Annotated in this window: 12 protein-coding genes; all 12 read right to left on the bottom strand. The window is 66.1% G+C overall.

Features of this window, described 5'->3' with window-relative positions; genetic code table 11:
- Positions 1–432: 432 nt before the first annotated feature.
- On the bottom strand, positions 433–837 hold the full coding sequence (locus JZZ72_RS22815; protein WP_043860109.1) for a TraR/DksA family transcriptional regulator: 405 nt from the start codon (positions 835–837) through the stop codon (positions 433–435).
- Between the two features lie 250 nt (positions 838–1,087).
- Positions 1,088–2,770, bottom strand: coding sequence for a hybrid sensor histidine kinase/response regulator (locus tag JZZ72_RS22810; protein ID WP_210015192.1), 1,683 nt, complete (start codon positions 2,768–2,770; stop codon positions 1,088–1,090).
- A complete protein-coding gene (gene ercA, locus JZZ72_RS22805) occupies positions 2,754–3,917 on the bottom strand; it encodes an alcohol dehydrogenase-like regulatory protein ErcA (protein ID WP_043860111.1) in 1,164 nt (387 codons plus the stop codon). The genes JZZ72_RS22810 and ercA overlap by 17 nt, the downstream gene beginning before the upstream one ends.
- A gap of 122 nt (positions 3,918–4,039) precedes the next feature.
- Positions 4,040–4,111, bottom strand: coding sequence for a pyrroloquinoline quinone precursor peptide PqqA (pqqA, locus tag JZZ72_RS22800; RefSeq protein ID WP_020289857.1), 72 nt, complete (start codon positions 4,109–4,111; stop codon positions 4,040–4,042).
- 109 nt (positions 4,112–4,220) lie between these two features.
- Positions 4,221–5,741 (bottom strand): acetaldehyde dehydrogenase ExaC, encoded by a 1,521-nt coding sequence (gene exaC / locus JZZ72_RS22795; protein WP_043860112.1) that lies wholly within the window; start codon positions 5,739–5,741, stop codon positions 4,221–4,223.
- Positions 5,742–5,871: 130 nt separating this feature from the next.
- Positions 5,872–10,449, bottom strand: coding sequence for a hypothetical protein (locus tag JZZ72_RS22790; protein ID WP_210015191.1), 4,578 nt, complete (start codon positions 10,447–10,449; stop codon positions 5,872–5,874).
- A gap of 72 nt (positions 10,450–10,521) precedes the next feature.
- Complete coding sequence (locus JZZ72_RS22785) at positions 10,522–11,295, bottom strand: enoyl-CoA hydratase (RefSeq protein ID WP_043860114.1); 774 nt, start codon at positions 11,293–11,295, stop codon at positions 10,522–10,524.
- 14 nt (positions 11,296–11,309) lie between these two features.
- Positions 11,310–12,437, bottom strand: coding sequence for an acyl-CoA dehydrogenase (locus JZZ72_RS22780; RefSeq protein WP_043860115.1), 1,128 nt, complete (start codon positions 12,435–12,437; stop codon positions 11,310–11,312).
- A gap of 8 nt (positions 12,438–12,445) precedes the next feature.
- Entirely contained in the window at positions 12,446–13,639 is a 1,194-nt protein-coding gene (locus tag JZZ72_RS22775) for an acetyl-CoA C-acyltransferase (RefSeq protein ID WP_054915720.1), read from the bottom strand.
- Positions 13,640–13,653: 14 nt separating this feature from the next.
- On the bottom strand, positions 13,654–14,421 hold the full coding sequence (locus JZZ72_RS22770) for an SDR family NAD(P)-dependent oxidoreductase (RefSeq protein WP_210015190.1): 768 nt from the start codon (positions 14,419–14,421) through the stop codon (positions 13,654–13,656).
- A 9-nt stretch (positions 14,422–14,430) separates the two neighbouring features.
- Entirely contained in the window at positions 14,431–16,083 is a 1,653-nt protein-coding gene (locus JZZ72_RS22765; RefSeq protein WP_054915718.1) for an AMP-binding protein, read from the bottom strand.
- 136 nt (positions 16,084–16,219) lie between these two features.
- The coding region (locus tag JZZ72_RS22760; RefSeq protein WP_210015189.1) for an NEL-type E3 ubiquitin ligase domain-containing protein at positions 16,220–19,381 on the bottom strand (3,162 nt) is incomplete at its 5' end.

Here is a 19,381-nt window from a genome sequence, read left to right as displayed (position 1 = left end):
GCTGGTGGCCTGGGCCAGGTCACGGGTCAGGTCGCCCAGCGGGTCCTGCTCGCTCACCACCTCGGCCGGCCGCTTGCGCATCAACGGCAGCCACAGGGCCAGCAAGGCCAGTGGCAGACACAGGTAGAAGGACACATCGGCAAACGCCATGGCACTGAGCAACACCACCAGTACCAGGCTTTGCAGCGCCGTGCCCGACCAGCGCCGGGCGCCAGTGGACGTACCTTGCAGCGGCACCAGCGTGCCAGGCAGAGATCCTTCTCGCATCATAACAATGGTTCCCGCAGTGTCGTTATTGTGCCCCCATTAAACGCCACTACAAGGCCATTATCCATGCTTCGTTGGATGTAAGACCCTCCTGCTTGATGCAAGGCAAAGAAACGCAAAAGCCCCGGGCTGTGAACCCGGGGCTTGCTGGTACGACAGCGGGCGTCAGGCCTGACGCTGGTGCTTGTCGAGCTGCTCGTGGCGCTCTTGCGCCTCGATGCAGTACTTGGTGGTGGGGCTGATCAGCAGGCGCTTGAGGCCGATCGGCTCGCCGCTGTCTTCACACCAGCCGAAGCTGTCGTCCTTGATGCGGCCCAGGGCAATTTCCAGCTGGGGCAGCAGGCGCTGGTCGCGGTCGATGGTGTTGACCAGCCAGTGACGCTCTTCTTCGACCGAGGCGGCGTCGGCAGGATCAGCAGGGGTGTCCAGGCTTTCGATGGCTACACGACTTTTCTCGATGCGCTCATGGATCTCCACTTTCATCGACTGCAACAGCTCGGTGAAAAAGGCATGCTGCTCAGCGTTCATGTAGTCATCGGCCGGCATGGCCAGCAACTTTTCCTTTGTCATTGATTTCTCTATAAAAAATACGTGCATTTAGGCGATCGGGTGCTACCGGCGAACAGCTCGCCGGCGGCGCAATTCTTCAAGCACCATCCGGCACTCAATTTACAGGGGGCGGCAGTCTAAGGCCGAGTTTCGCAAGGGGCAATACAAATGAAGGTGGTTTTGTCCGAAATGCCCCTCGAACGAGCGTCAACGCTCCCCTGAGGGCGGCCTTTATAGCAAAAAAACTCGTCCGCGGGGGTAGTCTCGCTGTTTATCGCACGCCCGCCTCGCCCAGCAGCTGGCTCAGCACCGCACGCAGCTTGCCCGGCTTGACCGGCTTGTTGAGCAATGGCGCGCCCAGGCGCTGCATCGCACGGCGGCTCTGGTCGCTGCGATCGGCGGTGATCATCACGGCGGGTATGGTCACCGCGAAATGCTCACGCAGGTCGCGCACCACCTCGCACCCAGTCACCCCGTGGTCCAGGTGAAAGTCCGCCAGCACCAGTTCCGGCGCGCGCCCCTGCAACACCTGAAATGCCGTCTCGCGGTCGGTCGCGGTCAGCACCTCGCACCCCCACTGGGCCAGCAGGGCGGCCATGCTCTGCAAGATGCTCAGTTCGTTGTCCAGAACCAGCAGGCGGCGCCCCGGCAGCGGGTCGCCGACGCTCGGCAGCGGTGCTGGCGCCAGCACCGGCGGGCAACGACGTTCGGTGGAGAGCGGCACATCGATGCTGAACACCGAACCGCGCCCCGGCCAGGAGCGTACCCGTACCGGGTAATCGAGGATCCGCGCAATGCGCTCGACGATCGCCAGGCCCAGGCCCACCCCCTTGCGATCGGCGGCGCGGCCCACATCGAGCTGGTTGAATTCGAGAAAGATCGATTGCAGGCGCTGCGCAGCAATGCCGCGCCCGGTATCCCAGACCTCCAGGCGCAGGCAGTCGCCACGCCGCCGCGCCCCCAGCAGGATGCGCCCCTGTTCGGTATAGCGGCAGGCGTTGCTGAGGAAGTTGCGCAGGATCCGCGTCAGCAGCCGCACATCGGTGCGGATCACCTGGCGCCCGCTGCGCAAACGCAGGCCCAGGCCCTCGGCAGCCGCCACCGGCTGGAACTCCGAGGCCAGCGGCGCCAGCACATCGTCCAACAGGTACAGGTCAAGGTCAGGCTTGATTGCCGCCTGGTCGAGCCGGGAAATATCCAGCAGATCGCTCAACAGGTCTTCGGCACCTTCCAGCGCCTGGTGCGCGCGCTCCACCAGCAATTGCTCGGCCGGCGGCAACTGGCGCTCGCGCAGGGTCGAAATCAACAGGCGTGCAGCGTTGAGCGGTTGCAGCAGGTCGTGGCTGGCGGCGGCCAGGTACTTGTCCTTGCTGCGGTTGGCGGCCTGGGCCGCATCGCGTGCCTCCATCAGCTGGCGGGTACGCTCGGCCACGCGCTGCTCCAGCTCGTCGTTGAGTTGCTGCAGACGCTCCTGCGCCAGCTTGCGCTCGGTGATGTCGGCGACGAACCCCTCGACCACGCCCTCCTCGTCCGGGCGCAGCAACAGGTTCATCAGCACATCGATGCTGCTGCCGTCCTTGCGTCGCAGCTGGGTTTCGTAACCCAGCAGGGCCTGCTCGCGCTGCAGCACCTGGGCAATGTCCTGCAACTCGGCCTGGCCGCCCACGAACAGGTGGCTGGCCAGGTCACGCCGGGAAAACAGCACCGCCTGGGGGTCGGCATACCCCAGCATGCGCGCCAGCGCCGGGTTGGCGGCGCGCAGGCCATCGTCGAGGCTGGCCTGGAAGATGCCGTGCACCGCATGCTCGAACAGCCACGAATAGCGCTTGCGCTCGGTTTCCAGCTCGTCCAGGCGCGCCGCCAGTTCCGGGTAGTGGCTTTTGCGAACAGTGTGGTTGCTCAGCCCCAGCAGCCCGGCCAGCGCATTCGCGCCAGGCTCAGAGGGCCTCGCCATACACCACCTCGACATCACGCTGGCTCGAGGTCCGCGGGTTGGTGAGGATGCACGGGTCGTCCATCGCATGCTGCGACAGGAACGGAATGTCGCTGCTGCCCACCCCGTGCAAGGCCAGGGTTTCGTGAAAGCCCACGGCGTGCTTGAGCGCGATCAGGTGCTCGACCAGGCGCTGGCGGACCTGATTGTGGTTCAGCCCGCGGCAATCGATACCCAGGGTCTGCGCGATCAACTTGAAGCGATCGGGGGCGGCGCTGTAGTTGAAGGCCACCACATGCTCGACCAGCACCGCATTGCACAGACCGTGGGGCAGGTCGAGAAACCCGCCCAGGCTGTGGGACATGGCGTGCACCGCCCCGAGGATGGCATTGGAGAAGGCCAGCCCGGCCTGCATGCTGCCGAGCATGATCTTCTCGCGCAGGGCGATGTCCTGCGGGTTGGCGATCATCTGCACCAGGTTGCCGTTGATCAGGCGCATTGCCTCCAGGGCATGGGGGTCGGTCAGCGGCCCATGGCCGGTGGACACGAACGCCTCGATGGCATGCACCAGCGCGTCGATGCCGGTACAGGCCGAGAGGAACGGGTCCATGCTCAGGGTGGTTTCAGGGTCGATCAGCGACACATCGGGTACCACCGCCTTGCTGACGATGGAGAACTTCATGCGTTCCTGCTGGTTGGAGATGATCACGAACTGCGACACGTCGGCCGAGGTGCCGGCGGTGGTCGGGATCAGGATCAGCGGCGGGCTCGGCACTCGGATGGTGTCGACCCCTTCGAACTCCAGGATGTGCCGGCCGTGGGCCGCCACGATGCCGATGCCCTTGGCGCAGTCCATCGGGCTGCCGCCGCCAACGGCCACGATCACGTCGCATTGTTCGCTGCGATAGCGCTCGGCGCCGGCCATGACCTCTTCGACCCGCGGGTTGGGCGACACGTCGCTGTACAGGCAGTAATCGATGCCCTGCGCCTGCAGGCTGGCCTCGATGTCGCCGACCCAGCCGGCGGCGATCACGCCAGGGTCACTGACCAGCAGTACCTTGCGCGCGCCGAAGGTCCTGGCGTAATTGGCCACATGGTGCCGACAGCCGGCACCGAAGATGATTTCCGGAGAGACGAATTTACGCAACTGGCTCAGGTTCGGGCTCATGCGACGCCTTCTTGTTCTTTTAAGGTAGCGCCAGCCTAAAGCATCAGGAGGGTTTTGCAATCAGACGATAGGGGGGATGCACAAGGCAGCGCCGGTGCCTTGGGGCACCGGCGCAAGAGGGATCAACGGCTGGCGAAGTACATGGTCACTTCAAAGCCGATACGCAGATCAGTGAACGCGGGTTTTTTCCACATAGGTCCATCCTCTTCTGGCACCACAGGATTGCGGTGCGTCTATTAATACACCGTTGCCGGCGCAGGTCGAATGCTACTTTGGAACAGATTTTCCCACAGCCATCGGGCGTCAGAAGAAGCCCAGCGGATTGATGTCGTAGCTCACCAGCAGGTTCTTGGTCTGCTGGTAGTGGTCGAGCATCATCTTGTGGGTTTCACGACCCACGCCGGACTTCTTGTACCCGCCGAACGCGGCGTGCGCCGGGTACAGGTGGTAGCAGTTGGTCCACACGCGCCCGGCCTTGATGCCACGGCCCATGCGGTAGGCACGGTTGATGTCGCGGGTCCACAGCCCGGCGCCCAGGCCGAACTCGGTGTCGTTGGCGATTGCCAGGGCCTCGGCCTCGTCCTTGAAGGTGGTCACGCCCACCACCGGGCCGAAGATCTCTTCCTGGAACACGCGCATCTTGTTGTGGCCCTTGAGCAGGGTCGGCTGGATGTAGTAGCCGGTCGACAGGTCGCCGGCCAGGCGCTCGCTGGCGCCACCGGTCAGTACCTGCGCGCCCTCTTCGCGGGCGATGTCCAGGTACGAGAGGATCTTGTCGTACTGCTGCTCGGACGCCTGGGCACCAACCATGGTTTCGGTGTCCAGCGGGTTGCCACGCTTGATCTGGGCGATCTTCTTCATCACCACGGCCATGAACGGCTCGTAGATCGATTCCTGTATCACCGCACGCGATGGGCAGGTGCACACTTCGCCCTGGTTGAAGAACGCCAGCACCAGACCTTCGGCGGCTTTCTCGATGAAACTCGGCTCGGCCTGCATGATGTCTTCGAAGAAGATGTTCGGCGACTTGCCGCCCAGTTCCACGGTGCTGGGGATGATGTTCTCGGCAGCGCACTTCATGATGTGCGAGCCCACCGGGGTGGAACCGGTGAAGGCGATCTTGGCGATGCGCTTGCTGGTGGCCAGCGCTTCACCGGCCTCGCGCCCGAAGCCCTGCACGATGTTGAGCACGCCCGGCGGCAGCAGGTCGCCCACCAGCTCGGCGAACACGGTGATCGACAGTGGGGTCTGTTCAGCCGGCTTGAGCACCACGCAGTTGCCGGCGGCCAGGGCCGGGGCGAGCTTCCAGGCGGCCATCAGCAGCGGGAAGTTCCATGGAATGATCTGCCCGACCACGCCCAGCGGTTCATGGAAGTGGTAGGCGGCGGTGTTTTCGTTGATCTCGGCGGCGCTGCCTTCCTGGGCACGAATGCAACCGGCGAAGTAACGGAAATGGTCGGCGGCCAGCGGCACGTCGGCATTCAGGGTTTCGCGAATGGCCTTGCCGTTGTCCCAGGTTTCGGCAATGGCCAGCACTTCGAGGTTCTGCTCGATACGGTCGGCAATCTTGAGCAGGATGCGCGAGCGGTCCTGCACGCTGGTACGGCCCCAGGCATCGGCAGCGGCGTGGGCGGCGTCCAGGGCGCGCTCGACGTCTTCGGCGCTGGAACGTGGAAATTCGGCGATGACCTGGGCGTTCACCGGCGAGCTGTTGGTGAAGTACTGGCCGTTCAGCGGGGCAACGAACTCGCCGCCGATGTAGTTGCCGTAACGCGGTTTGAAGTTGACAAGGGCGCCTTCGGTGCCGGGAGCTGCATAGATCATGTTCGGGCCTCTGTTGATCCGGGCCTGTCATGACGACAGGCGGTGTACGGATCTTAGGCAGCCCGGGGCGGCTGACGAATCGCCCTTTGGCAGAGGACAACTCGTCATTTGGTAGTAGGCGCGGGCGCCGCTACAGGTCCAGGAACAGCGCCCGGGCCGAGCGGCTGTCGATCTGGCTGCGGTAGATCTGGATCACGCGCTCATTGTCGGCGTCTGCCGGCAACTGGTACTGCCCCCCCTCGAACCGCTGTGCGGCGGTTTTCAGATGCGCCGCGGTGTACAGCCCAGGCTCTGCGTCCAGGGTCGCGTAATGAAAGTGTGCCACCCACAGCAACTGCCCCGCCTTGTCGTGGATTTCGTACTCCTGGAGGAAATCCTGGGCATGGCCCTTGCGTTTTCGCGTGGGCTTGCGCGGCTGGAGCCTGTGCAGGCTGACCTCGCCCTGGGCTTTGAGGTAGGCCACCCGACTGACCGTCGGCAACTGTGCCAGGGTCATCTGCACACGCAGACGCCGCCCTTCATCACGCAGATGCTTGGCCTGCTCGAGCAGGGCCTTGGCTTGCAGCGCCGCATCCTGGCCGGCAGCAGACCGGTCGGTGTCGTTGCCGGCAGTCAATGCCTGTTCGATCTGCCGGGCCAGCTCGTCAAGCGGGCGCGCCTGGTGCGTCAGGATTTCTTCCATCTCCACCGGAAGCATGGCGGTCCTGGCCTGGGCGACGGCGCGCCTGAGCTGCTGCGTCGAGTCGTTCAGCAACCGCGTGGAGCGCTCCAGCAAGCCCGGCAACTGCGCCTGGGTGGCGCGCGCAGGTGCTGGGCGGGGGCGCTCCACCGGCTGCCAGATACCGGCCTCGGCGGTTTCCTCGTAGCGGGCCAGCTCGCGCTGTTCCACCGGGTCGATCACCACCACCACGTCGCTGTCGGCCCCTGCCAGCCGACGCTGCTGGCCCACCACCACGCCGCGGTTGCGGGTGCGTATCAACGTGCGCGAGCGGCTGCCTGAGGCCGGTGGCGCCGAAGGTTGGCGTGGCAGGTCGCGAATCAGCCCGGCCAGTCGCTTCTGGGCAGCATCATGCAGGGCCTGCAGCACCTGCTGGTACTCCTCCACCTGTGCCGCCCCCTGCAAAACCGCGCTGGAGGCCTTGTACAGCTGGGTGCCCTGCAGTGCACTGGCATAGTGGCGCACACTGCTGTCGAGCATCTGCACCCGTTCCTGATCGGTGAACGCCCCGCCCATCTCGAGCTCCAGTTGCAAGCCCAATCGGGCAGACAACACCGTCTCGTAGATACCCTCGCCTCCGGCGTGCCCGCGGTCTGCCTGCAGCACCAACACCCCCAGCATGTTGATCTGGGACGAACGCCAGGCCTGGACTGCCAGCTCTTCACCGCGCATCGCCTCGATCCTGCTTGCCTGGGCCGGGCCGCCGGGCAGGATCTGGCGCAGCTGCCCGGTCAGGCGATCGAGGGCCTGATAGCAGTCGATGATCTGCTCGGTCAGGGTCTTGGCCCCTTCGAGCAGCACCACCAGTTGCCGATAGGTGGGCGAAGTGCCTTCCAGCACCAGTTCGCGCAGACGGTCCTGACCCTGGCCGCCGCGAAGGTTGTTTATGCCGTCCTTGTTATGCATGAACAGGCTTCGCAAGGCGTACAGCAACTGCACGGTAATGCTGGACTCCTCGAACAGGTAGTTGCCCTGCTGGGCGCGAAAGTTTGCCAGGGTTTTAAGCTGGTTCAGTTGCGCATGGCTTTCGCGCGCCTTGGCCAGCCCCTGCCCGTGCCGTCGCAGATCATCCACATAGCGCTGCAATCGCTCGGCCGAGGGCTGCGGCTCCTGTTTCACCACCTCGTCCAGATCGCGCTTGAGCTGCAAGGCGCTGGCCTGGCGCACCGGCTGGTAGTCGTCCAGTTCCTTCTGCAGAACCTCCACGCGAGCCTGGTTGGCCAGGCGCAACTGCTGGATGCGCCGATTCAGCGGCATGCCGCCACGCAAGCGCAAGCCCAGGTCGAACTGCCAGCTGCCATCGGCGGCGTGCCGCAGCCAGGGCCCGGGACGCTGTTGCGCGTCGCGGATTCGCAGGCCGGCATCCTCCTCCACCACGGGGTAGACCTGCCCGCTGACACCCACCCACAGACGGTCCTCATGCAGGTACAACCCCTGCCAGGGCCCGTGGCTGATCGGTGCCCCCAGCCCCTCGCGGCCCTGCACGCGCTGCAGGGGCACCAGCCGCGCGCGCTGTTCGCCGCTCAGTCGGTCCGCCGCCGCTGCCCAGCTGAAATCCAGGCTGTCCAGCGCCTGGCCCGAGGGCGAAGCAAGGGCATGGCCGAACTCGGGCTCCAGCACCTGGGCCAGCGGCGACTCGCCCCTTTGCGCAGGGGTTGAGAGCTTGAGACGGGTGGTGTCGGTCCTGCTCGCCAGCAACGTCAGCGCCAGGTTGAACAACCATCCCGCCAGCTGCCCGTCACCCTCGCTCTGGTGTTGCTGCAAGGTATCGCGCAGGCCTGCCGTCAGTTGCACCAGCCAGCCGGCCACCGCAACCGGGCCATTGCACAGTGGCAACAGCGTGTTGAACATCAGCCAGCCCAGTTCGGCATAGGCCGCCCAGCGCTGTTCGCTGGATGACTGCGAGCCGGCCCGGGCGCGGGCCACCAGTTCCTGGGCGCAGCTACGGTACAGATGCACCAGCGGGTCGCCATCGATCAGCGCGTCGCTGAACGACGCCGGGGCCGGCACCTGAAGGGGAGCGAAGTCCGAGCCGGGCAGAAAGCGCACCGTATGCGGCTGCTCCAGCCCGCCACGCGCGTACACCGGCTGTGCCTTGGCAGGCAGCCGCGCCAGCAGATCGTCGTGCAGCGCGCCGGGCTCGCACAACCGCTCGAACAGGGCCTGGCGCGAGCTGAACTCCTGCAGCGGCTCGCGGTGCAGTGGGCGATACAGCAGGCACGGCCCCTGGCGCGGGTCGCGGCCCTCGACCAAGTAAGCATTGAGCGCGACATCGGGGTGTGCACCCGCCTCGCGCAACAGGCCCAACGGACGCAGCACCGCGTCGGTTTCCTCGCCACGGCACAGTGCCGTGATCCGCCGGGCACTCAGTGCACTGACCCCTTCGCGTTGACGCAGGTAATACTCCAGCACCAGCATCGGCAGTTGTTCGCGCAACTGATCGACGAACAGCTGCTGGCGACTGGCCGACTGCACAGGGTCATCCAGCAGGCTGTGCTGCAACAGGTCCGGGTAGGTCTGGCCCACGTCCAGGCGGGTGACCTGGGCCTTGATGAATGCAAGATCCAGCCATGTCGGCAGCACTGCGCCGCTGCGGCTGCGCAAGGTGACGCTGCCTGCCCTGAGCAGCCCCAGGTTGCCCACCGCCAGTTGGGCCAGGTTCAGCGTCACCTCGCGAATGCTGCCCGCCGGGGCAAAATCCCCCCCACTGCCGCCGGCGCCGGCAATCACCTGGCGGTTGACCAGCTCGACATCCTCCAGCTCGGCACGGGTAAATCCCGGGTGCCCGGCATGCACCGCCGCCTGCCACTGGGCCCAGGCGTACTCCGGCATGCCCGGCAGGTCATGCAGGAACGACTGCCCGCCACTGCGCTGCTGCGCCCGCGCCAGGCGCACCAGCATCTCGGTGTACTGCAGGCGCGGCGCCTCGTCAGCGTCGCGCAACCACGTCGGCAACAGCCCGCGCAGGCTGGCCAGGGTCTGGCGCTCGCTCACATCGCACACCTGCACCAGCGAGGTGGCTTCGTCCAGGCGCGCGACCAGCGTCTGCACCGGGTCGACCTGCGAATCGAGAGGTGCTGCGGCGATGGCATCGATCAGGCGCAATTGCTGTTCGAACAACAACCGCGCCTGGGCCTGGAAAATCGACAGTTCGGTCTGGTACAGGTTGAGCTTGAAGGTGCCCGAAGCCTGCGCGCCCCAGCCCCTGGCCAATGCCTCCAGCAGTGCCTGGCGCGAATCGAAGCGATACAGCCCACCCGCCAGGGTGTAGAGCACCACGACAGTGCGCAACTGGCCGAGCACCTGGCGCTCGATCAGCACCGCGCTGGCCAGTTCAGGGTCCAGCCCGCCACCGGGTTCGGCATCCAGGCACAGCAGCGACACGCGTACATCCGCGCCGTTGCCGAACTGCGCGCGCTGCGTCGCCCGTGGATAGATGCCGACCATCGTCGCCGTGGCCAGCTCCAGCCCGTCCAGCACGCCAGCCCCTCGGGCCAGTTCGCAGGCGCTGGAAAAACGGCTTTTGAGGTAATCGGCCAGCCAGTCCCAGCGCGCGGTCTGGCCCGGCTCGGCCTGGCCCCAGTAACAGCTGAGCACACGCTTGTATTCATCGAGCAGCAACGGCCCGCATTCATTGAGCAGGGTTTCGACCGCGTGCAGGTCGACATCGGCGGCCTGCGGATACTCGGCGCCGCGCTGCAGGGTGAGGTAGTCCAGCCCGCTGGCCAGGTTGAGGCAGGTGCGTTCGCAATAGCGCCGTATCAGGGCATCGGCCAGCGTATCGAGCCGCGCGCCCTGCCCCGGCCGCCCCCTGACCAGGGTCAAGGCCGATGGCGCCGGGCCCTTGATCCCGCGCACCTGCCATTGCTGCGCGCACACCTGCGCAGCCACGGCGTGCAACGAGGGCCGGGTGACCATCTGGCGGCCGATGGGGCCGCACAGCGAAGCGTGTGTGGCCAACTGCCCGAAAAGCGTATCTGCTGCATCCATGATGCGACTTCCTTGTGAGTAAAGAAGCCGCAGTACAGCGTCACGCCCTGCCGGGCAGGTGGTAGATGTTGCTCAGCGGTCCTTGAACTGGGCCTCGCGCTTGGCGATGAACGCCGCCATGCCTTCCTTCTGGTCTTCGGTGGCAAACGCGGCATGGAACACCCGGCGCTCGAAGCGCACGCCTTCGGACAGGCTCACCTCGAAAGCACGGTTGATGCTCTCCTTGACCATCATCGCCACCGGCACCGACTTGCTGGCGATCTGTGCCGCCACCTTGAGGGCCTCCTCGAGCAGTTGCTCCTTGGGCACGATACGCGCCACCACGCCGGCACGCTCGGCCTCCTCGGCCCCCATCATGCGCCCGCTCAGGCACAGCTCCATGGCCTTGGCCTTGCCCACCGCGCGGGTCAGGCGCTGGGTGCCGCCCATGCCCGGCAACACGCCCAGGTTGATTTCAGGCTGACCGAACTTGGCATTGTCGGCGGCCAGGATGAAGTCGCACATCAGTGCCAGCTCGCAACCACCGCCCAGGGCGAAGCCGGACACCGCGGCGATGATCGGCTTGCGGCGGTTGGCGATGCGGTCGCTGTCGCTGAACAGGTCGTCGATGTAGATCTGCGGGTAGCTCAGCTCGGCCATTTCCTTGATATCGGCACCGGCGGCGAAGGCTTTCTCCGAACCGGTCAGCACCACGCAGCCGATGTTCGGGTCGGCTTCGAGCTGGTCCAGCGCCTGGTTCAGCTCGCGCACGATCTGCGCGTTGAGGGCGTTGAGCGCCTGGGGCCGGTTGAGGGTGATCAGGCCGACCTTGCCACGGATGTCCAACAGAATGGTTTCGAAACTCATGCAAGCTGCTCCCTTCAAAGATTGCGCGCAATGACCATGCGCTGAATGTCGCTGGTGCCTTCGTAGATCTGGCAAACCCGCACGTCACGGTAGATCCGCTCCAGCGGGAAGTCGCTCAGATAGCCATAACCGCCCAGGGTCTGCAAGGCATCGGAACAGACCTTTTCGGCCATTTCCGAAGCAAACAGCTTGGCCATCGAGGCCTCCACCAGCGCCGGGCGCCCGGCATCACGCAAGGCGGCGGCATGATGCACCATCTGCCGGGCCACGGCGATGCGCGTGGCCATGTCGGCCAGGCGAAACGCCACCGCCTGGTGTTCGATCAGGGGCTTGCCGAAGCTCTCGCGTTCGCGCGCATAGTCACGTGCCACCTCGAACGCGGCCCGCGCCATGCCCACCGATTGCGCGGCAATACCGATGCGCCCGCCTTCCAGGTTGGCCAGGGCGATCCGGTACCCCTCGCCCTCCTCGCCCAGGCGATTGGCCAGCGGCACACGCACGTTCTCGAAGACGATCTGGCAGGTATCGGAGGCATGCTGGCCGAGCTTGTCCTCCACCCGCGCCACCTGGTAGCCAGGCGAGTCGGTGGGCACGATAAAGGCACTGATGCCGCGCTTGCCGGCTGCCGGGTCGGTCACCGCGAACACGATCACCACGCCGGCATTCTGCCCCGAGGTGATGAACTGCTTGCAGCCGTTGAGCACATAGTGATCGCCCTCGAGGCGCGCACGGGTTTTCAGGCTGCTGGCATCGGAGCCCGCCTGGGGCTCGGTCAGGGCAAAGGCACCGAGCATCGCGCCCGTGGCCAGCGGCGTCAGAAACTGCTGCTTCTGCTGCTCGCTGCCGAACTTGAGGATCGGCACGCAGCCCACCGAGTTGTGCACGCTCATGATGGTCGAGCAGGCACCATCGCCGGCGGCGATTTCCTCCAGGGCCATGGCGTAGGCGACATAGCCGGTGTCGCTGCCGCCCCACTGCTCCGGCACCAGCATGCCGAACAGGCCCAGCTCGGCCATCTGCTCGATAGCCTCCCGCGGGAAGCGGTGCTCGCGGTCCCACTGCTCGGCAAACGGCCGCAGGCGCTCCTGGGCAAACTGGCGAACGGCGTCGCTGATCTGCTGTTGTTCATCGTTGACTAGCATGGCGCACCTCAGTCCAGACACTCGACAGCCATGGCCGTGGCTTCGCCACCGCCGATGCAGATGGCCGCGATGCCGCGGCGCAGGCCCTTCTGGCGCAGCGCGGCAAGCAGGGTCACCAGAATACGTGCGCCCGATGCACCGATGGGGTGGCCCAGGGCGCAGGCGCCACCGTGGATGTTGACCTTGTCGTGGGGCAGGTCCAGCTGCTTCATCGCCGCCAGGGTGACCACCGCGAACGCCTCGTTGATTTCGAACAGGTCGACCTCGGTCAGGCTCCAGCCGGTGCGCTTGAGCAGCGCATCGATGGCGCCGATCGGCGCGGTGGGGAACAGTGCAGGCTCGTCGGCGAACGCCGCATGCCCGTGGATCACCGCCAGTGGCTTGAGGCCGCGCTGCTCGGCCTGGGACCTGCGCATCAGCACCAGCGCCGCCGCACCGTCGGAAATCGAGCTGGAGTTGGCTGCCGTGACCGTACCGCCTTCGCGAAACGCCGGCCTGAGCTGCGCGATCTTGTCCAGGCGGGCCTTGGGCGGCTGTTCGTCGTGGCTGACCAGGCGGGTCTGCCTGCCCTCGGTCACCTCCACCGGCACGATCTCGGCGGCAAAGCTGCCGTTCTCGATCGCCTGTTGCGCACGGGTCAGCGAGGCAATCGCAAAGTCGTCCTGAGCCTGGCGGCTGAAGCCCTGGGCCTGGGCGCAGTCCTCGGCAAAGGTGCCCATCAGGCGACCCTTGTCGTAGGCATCTTCCAGACCGTCGAAAAACATGTGGTCGATGACCTTGCCGTGCCCCATGCGGTAGCCGCTGCGCGCCTTGTCCAGCAGGTACGGGGCGTTGGACATGCTCTCCATGCCGCCGGCCACCACCACCTCGGCGGTACCGGCCAGCAGCAGGTCATGGGCCATGATCGCGGCTTGCATGCCCGAGCCGCACATCTTGTTCAGGGTGGTGCAGGTGGTGCCTTTGTCCAGGCCGGCCCCCAGGGCCGCCTGGCGTGCCGGGGCCTGGCCGAGACCGGCTGGCAGCACGCAGCCGAACAGCACCTGGTCGACGCTGTCGGCAGCCACGCCCGCACGCTCGACGGCTGCGCGAATGGCGGCAGCGCCCAGTTGCGGTGCAGTCAGGCTTTTGAGATCGCCCTGCAGGCCGCCCATGGGCGTGCGCACGGCGCTGACGATTACGATGGGATCATGGGACATGCTCATGCGGTTCTCCTGAATTACTTGGCAGCCATGCGCAAGGCACCGTCGAGGCGGATCACCTCGCCGTTGAGCATGCTGTTTTCAATGATGTGACGCGCCAGCGCCGCGTACTCCTGCGGGCGCCCCAGACGCGGCGGGAACGGCACACCGGCCGCCAGCGAGTCGCGTACTACCTGGGTCATGCCGGCCATCATCGGGGTTTCGAAGATGCCCGGCGCGATGGTCATCACGCGGATACCGAAGCGCGCCAGTTCGCGGGCGGCCGGCAGGGTCAGGCTGGCAATCGCGCCCTTGGAGGCAGCGTAGGCCGCCTGGCCGATCTGCCCGTCATAGGCGGCGATGGAGGCGGTATTGATGATCACCCCGCGCTCGCCGTCGGCGTCGGCACCGCCTTCGGCCATGGCCGCTGCCACCAGGCGCAGCAGGTTGAAGCTGCCGATCAGGTTGACGTTGATCACCCGGCTGAAGCTGTCCAGGCCGTGCGGCCCCTGCCTGCCCAGGACCTTCTCGGCGCCGACGATGCCGGCACAGTTGACCAGCCCGTGGAGGCTGCCAAAGGCGCTGACGGCCGCGTCCACGGCGGCCTTGGCCGGGGCCTCCTGACTGATGTCGGCCACGGCGAAACGGGCCTTGTCACCCAGGGCTTGCGCCTTGGCTGCAACGGCCTCGGCGTTAAGGTCCACCAGCATCACCTGGGCACCGGCGCCGATCAGCATCTCGGCGGTGGCGGCGCCCAGCCCGGAGGCGGCGCCGCTGACGATGAAGTTCTTGTTGGCAATTTGCATAAGGGGTCCTCAGGCGCTGGCGACGGGCGCCGGCGCGGTGTGTTGTTTGGCTATTTCCTGATTGCGCAGGATGAAACGCTGCAGCTTGCCGCTCGGGGTCTTGGGCAGCTCGCCGACAAATTCGATTTCGCGCGGGTAGGCATGTGCATAAAGGCGCTGGCGCACATGCTGGCGCAGGTTTTCGGCCAGCTCCGGCGTGCCCTCCACGCCGCTGGCCAGCACCACGAACGCCTTGATCAGTTCGGTGCGCTCCGGGTCCGGCTTGCCGACCACGGCGGCCTCGATCACCGCCGGGTGCTCGATCAGCGCGCTTTCCACATCGAACGGCCCGACCCGATACCCGGAGGTGGTGATCACGTCGTCGCTGCGCCCGACAAAGCTGATGCTGCCGTCCTGGTTCAGCTCCACCGTGTCGCCGCTGAGGTAGTACTTGCCGACGAAGGCCTTGGTCTGCACCCCGTGGTAGCCACCGAACCAGCACAGCGGTGACTGCTCGCGGTCCACCGCGAGGATGCCGGGCTGGCCGGGCGGCAGTTCGTGCTGCTGTTCATCAAGCACAACGATGCGATGACCCGGGATGGCAAAGCCGGCCGAGCCCAGGTGCACCGGGTGACGCAGGCCGTGGTGGTTGCACAGCACCATGCCCAGTTCGGTCTGGCCATAGTGATCGTGGATGGGCACCTGCAGGTGTTCGGCGAACCAGCGGATCACTTCCGGGTTGAGCGGTTCGCCGGCGCTGCTGACCACCCGCAGGCGGCCCTTGATCGGCTCGGCGAAGGCCTGGCCGGCAGCGATCAGCATGCGATAGGCCGTGGGCGACCCGGCCAGGTTGGTGATGGCGTACTTGTCGATCACCCGGCAGGTACTTTCGACACTGAACGGGCCGTCGAAGAAGGTGGTGGCCTGGCCCAGCGCCAGCGGCCCGGTGACGGCGTAGTACAGGCCGTAGGCCCAGCCGGGGTCGGCCAGGTTCCAGAAGTTGTCTTCGGGGCGCAGGTCGATGGCGTCGCGCATGTAGCCCTGAAACGCCACGATGGCCCGCAACGGCACCTCCAGCGGCTTGGCCGGGCCGGTGGTGCCGGAGGTGAACATCAGCAGGAAGGGGGCCTCCCCGGACAACAGCACAGGCGCGCAGTCGGCGCTGGCAGCGTCGAGGGCAGTGTGAAAATCCAGGTCGCCGCTGCCGGCCTGGGCATCGACGGTAATGATCCGCGCACAGCCCTCGACCTCGTCGAGCTTCGGGCGGTTGGTGCGGTCGGTGACCACCACGCGGGCGCCGGAACTGTGCAGGCGGTGCTCGATGGCCTTGGGCCCGAAGGCAGTGAACAGGGGCTGGTAGACCGCCCCCAGTCGCCAGGTGGCGAGCACCGTGACCAGCAGCTCGACGGTGCGCGGCAGCAGCCCCGCCACCCGGTCGCCCGGCCCCACGCCTTGCGCCTTGAGCACATTGGCCAGGCGTGCGGCGCGCTGCTGCAGGTCGGCAAAGGTGTACTGCGCGCAGGCCCCGTCGTGGCGCTCCCAGTACAAGGCCACGCCGCCCTCGGCGGCGTGCCGGTCGCAACACTCGACGCAGGCGTTGAGCGCACCCAGGTTGCCCGCCAGCACGGCATCGGCAGTGTGCAGGTAATCGAAAGCACGCTGCGCGTCGTGGTAATCACGCATTGCCAGACTCCTCGTTTCTTATTGTTGGAATAGAACGAATGATCTGACGATAGTCGCGCCACCAGCGCGCAGCGACAATGGCCAAAGCTGTCAATCTGGATGACTGGTTTGGCCACTGCCTGCACAGCCCCCGGCGCTAGCCCGCAGGCGGCGCGGCAGCCTCCAGCGCCGCCTGGGTCAGGCGCAATGCCAGCACCTGCACTGCCGCCTCGCGTTCGCTGCGCAATGCGTTCATTCGCGTCAGGTACACCCCTTCCTGCAGCGTGCCCTGTTGCGCGGCCAGCACCTCGAGTCGATCCCAGAACGGTTGTTCGACCTGCTCGAACTCGCCTTCGTGAGCCTGGCGCAGGTAGGCCAGCCAGAAATCCCGGCCGCTGATGAACGTTGCCAGCTGGTCGGTCTGCTCGGCAGCCAGCACGACCCGCTGGGCCTCGTGTATCTGTGCCGGTGCCACGGCGGCCACTTCGGCGAACTGCATGTTGCGCGGTTGCCCGGGCAGGTCCAGTGCAGCGGCCAGACGGGTGCGATAGGCCAGGCTCACCTCGACCTCGTCCACCCCACGCGCCTCCTGCGTCCTGGCCTGGATGTCGGCACGCGCGAACTGTTCGACCTGTTCAAGACGAAACAGACGCCGCGCGAAGGCGAGCAACGCTTCGCCCTGCTGCTCGTTCGGGCTGTCTGCGCGCACGGTCTGAAACAGCAAAAACCGCACTTCGAGCGCACTGTAGGTGGACGACACGCTGTCCACGCACGTGGTCGGGCTGGCCGCCAGCTCGAACAGTTCCTCGCGCAGCGCCGTGTGCTGCGCCATCGCCTCGAGCATGCGCCACACGCGCTGGTCCAGTTCGGCCCGGGTATGCTGGAAATCCGCCGACCCGGTCAGTTCGGTCAGCAACTGGAAGAAGTCTGCGGCGCCAGGCTCTGCAATCAGGCTGTCCCAGTAACGGCTGCGCACATCCAGCTGCGCCTCGTTCGCCAGCTCCAGCCACAGTGCGCGGGCTTGCGCAGTCGTTTCAGCACGTACCATGACACCGGCCGCAGCCTCCACCACGGGCAGCAACTGCTGCAGATCGTTGATGCGGTCCCAGGTGGCCTGCGGCAGGGGGTTACGCTGGAGCAGGTAGATGTTCAGCGACTCGGGCACGAAGAACGTCTCCGGCAACTGGGTGATGAGGTTGTCGCGCAAGTCGACCACATCCAGAAACGGACATTCGAGCAACCCGGTCGGGAACAGCTGCAGGCGCGTGCTGCGCAACCACACGTGGCGCAAGTTGTACATGCCGGCCATGTTCGGCAGGATCTCGATGGGATTGTTGTCCAGGTTCAGCACTTCAAGCCGATGCAGGGACGCAAGGGTATTGACCCCGGTGTTGCGCAGGTTGATCTGGTTGAGGTTCAGGTTCACCTCACGCAACCAGTTCATGCCGTTCAAGGCAGGCGGTATGCGCCCGAAGCGGTTGTTGGCCAGGTTGAGCCAGCGCACGCCGACAAAGCGTTGCAGGAAGCTGTTCGACAGCTCGGTCAGCCCCATGCCCACCAGGCTCAGGTCTATCACGTGGGAAAAATCGATACCGGCCCCCAGCGGCGGCAGATGCCCCACCGGCATCGCCACCAGGTTCAGACGATAGCCGATCAGCGTGCCACCCCCATTGGTCACGCGATCGGTCTGTCGTCGCCAGCACCGGCGCAGCTCATCGGCCACCAGGCGTCGCCACTCGCGGGACTGGCCAAAGACCTCCCGACACCACAGCTGCAGGCTCGCATCGAGGCGCTGGTACTGGTCCAGCAGGCGCATCAGTGCCGTCATCGGTTCAACCGAGCCCCCCTGCAGTTCAGTCAGAAGCACATCGATCTGGAGTTGGTCATAGCCCGGGAACAGCACACGCACCACACTGACCAGGGACCGTCGTGTCGCACTGCCCCGGCCACTGAGCGGATACCCGATGCGACCGTCGGGCAAGCGCTGGGGCGGGCTGAAGCGCCCGGTCGAGCGCGCCTGTCCGATCAGTTGCGCGGCCTCGGAGGGATTGGCCAGGGCCCGCGCAGCCAGGGCCTGGCGCATTTGTGCCGCGCTGTCATGACGCGTCCAGCCCAGGGCGCGACGCTGCTCGCGCGTCAGGCAGCAGGCAATCGCCTCGAACATCCCCTGGGGCGCCGGGATCTCGTCGTCGAGCTCGTAGCCTTCAGTGTCGTACACCGAAAACTGCCCGTCGCGACGCACCAGCACGCGGGTCTGGCGGGTATCGCTGAGTGACAACTGGCGCTCGATCACCCGCCCGCTGGACGAACCTTCGCGCAGCTCCAGGTTCAGCCCGTCGGGCCAGGCCGGCATGCGTCGCAGCAAGCCGAAGGCCAGGCCCACGCTGTCGTCACTGTGCACGTTCTGCAGGCACAACCCCTCCAGCGCCCTGCTCAATCGCGCCTCACGCAAGGTGTGGCGTGCCTGCTCGGCGACCGCCAGGGGAATGCGCCGAGTCTGATCCATCATCTGGCGCTGCGTGGCATCGGCCTGCTCTGCCAGCGCCTGGGCATAGCGTCGCGCCAGCCCGGGAAAGTCACGTTGCAACAGGCTCACACGGCTATCGGCAGCGGTCAGCGTGGCCGCCTCAAGGTGCTCGAACAGTTCGAAGCGCAAGCGCGGCATCTGCTCCCAGATGTGATCGAGCTCCGAGTCCTGCCCCGCGTCTTCGACACCCTGCAGATGCTCTCTGCAGAAGGCATGGAGCTCAGGGTCCAGGCCCTGGGCATCGGTTTGCCGGTGCAGGCGCTCGAAGAATGTCGAGATGCGCGTATCGATACCGAAGCGGACCAGGGTATCGCGCAGGCGAACCGGCATGCCCCGGTTCTCCACGTGCAGGCCGCGCAAACGCGCCTCGTCCATACCGGCAATCACCATGACCTGGTCGATCTGCGCATCGCTCAGCCCTTCGGCCAGCGGGCCCAGGCGCCGCACCAGCAGGGCATTGCCCGCCCACTGCAGCGCATGCTCGCCAGGCAGGCGCCAGGCGCCTTCGCCATTGGTTTCCAGGCCGGGCGAGTAGGCTTCGGCACGCTGCGGGTGCACCATAACCCAGCGCCCATCGCGCTGCTGAACCTGATAGGTCTGCCCTTCATGCCTGAGCCACAGCGCGCCTGCATCCTCATACAAGCCATCGCTGCGCGGCACCAGGGTTTCAGGCAAAGGGTGGGCATGACGGTAGCTTGCCAGGTCTTCGTTCCACAGCCTGTATTGGCCCGTGCTGCGCACTATCGGCATGAGGCCGTCGACGAAGGCCGACCGTTTGGCCACCGCCACCAG

The sequence above is a fragment of the Pseudomonas palmensis genome (genome assembly GCF_017848315.1).
GTDB classification, from domain to species: domain Bacteria; phylum Pseudomonadota; class Gammaproteobacteria; order Pseudomonadales; family Pseudomonadaceae; genus Aquipseudomonas; species Aquipseudomonas palmensis.
The sequence above is the reverse complement of the archived record's forward strand: the minus strand, read 5'-3'. Positions and strand labels throughout refer to the sequence as shown.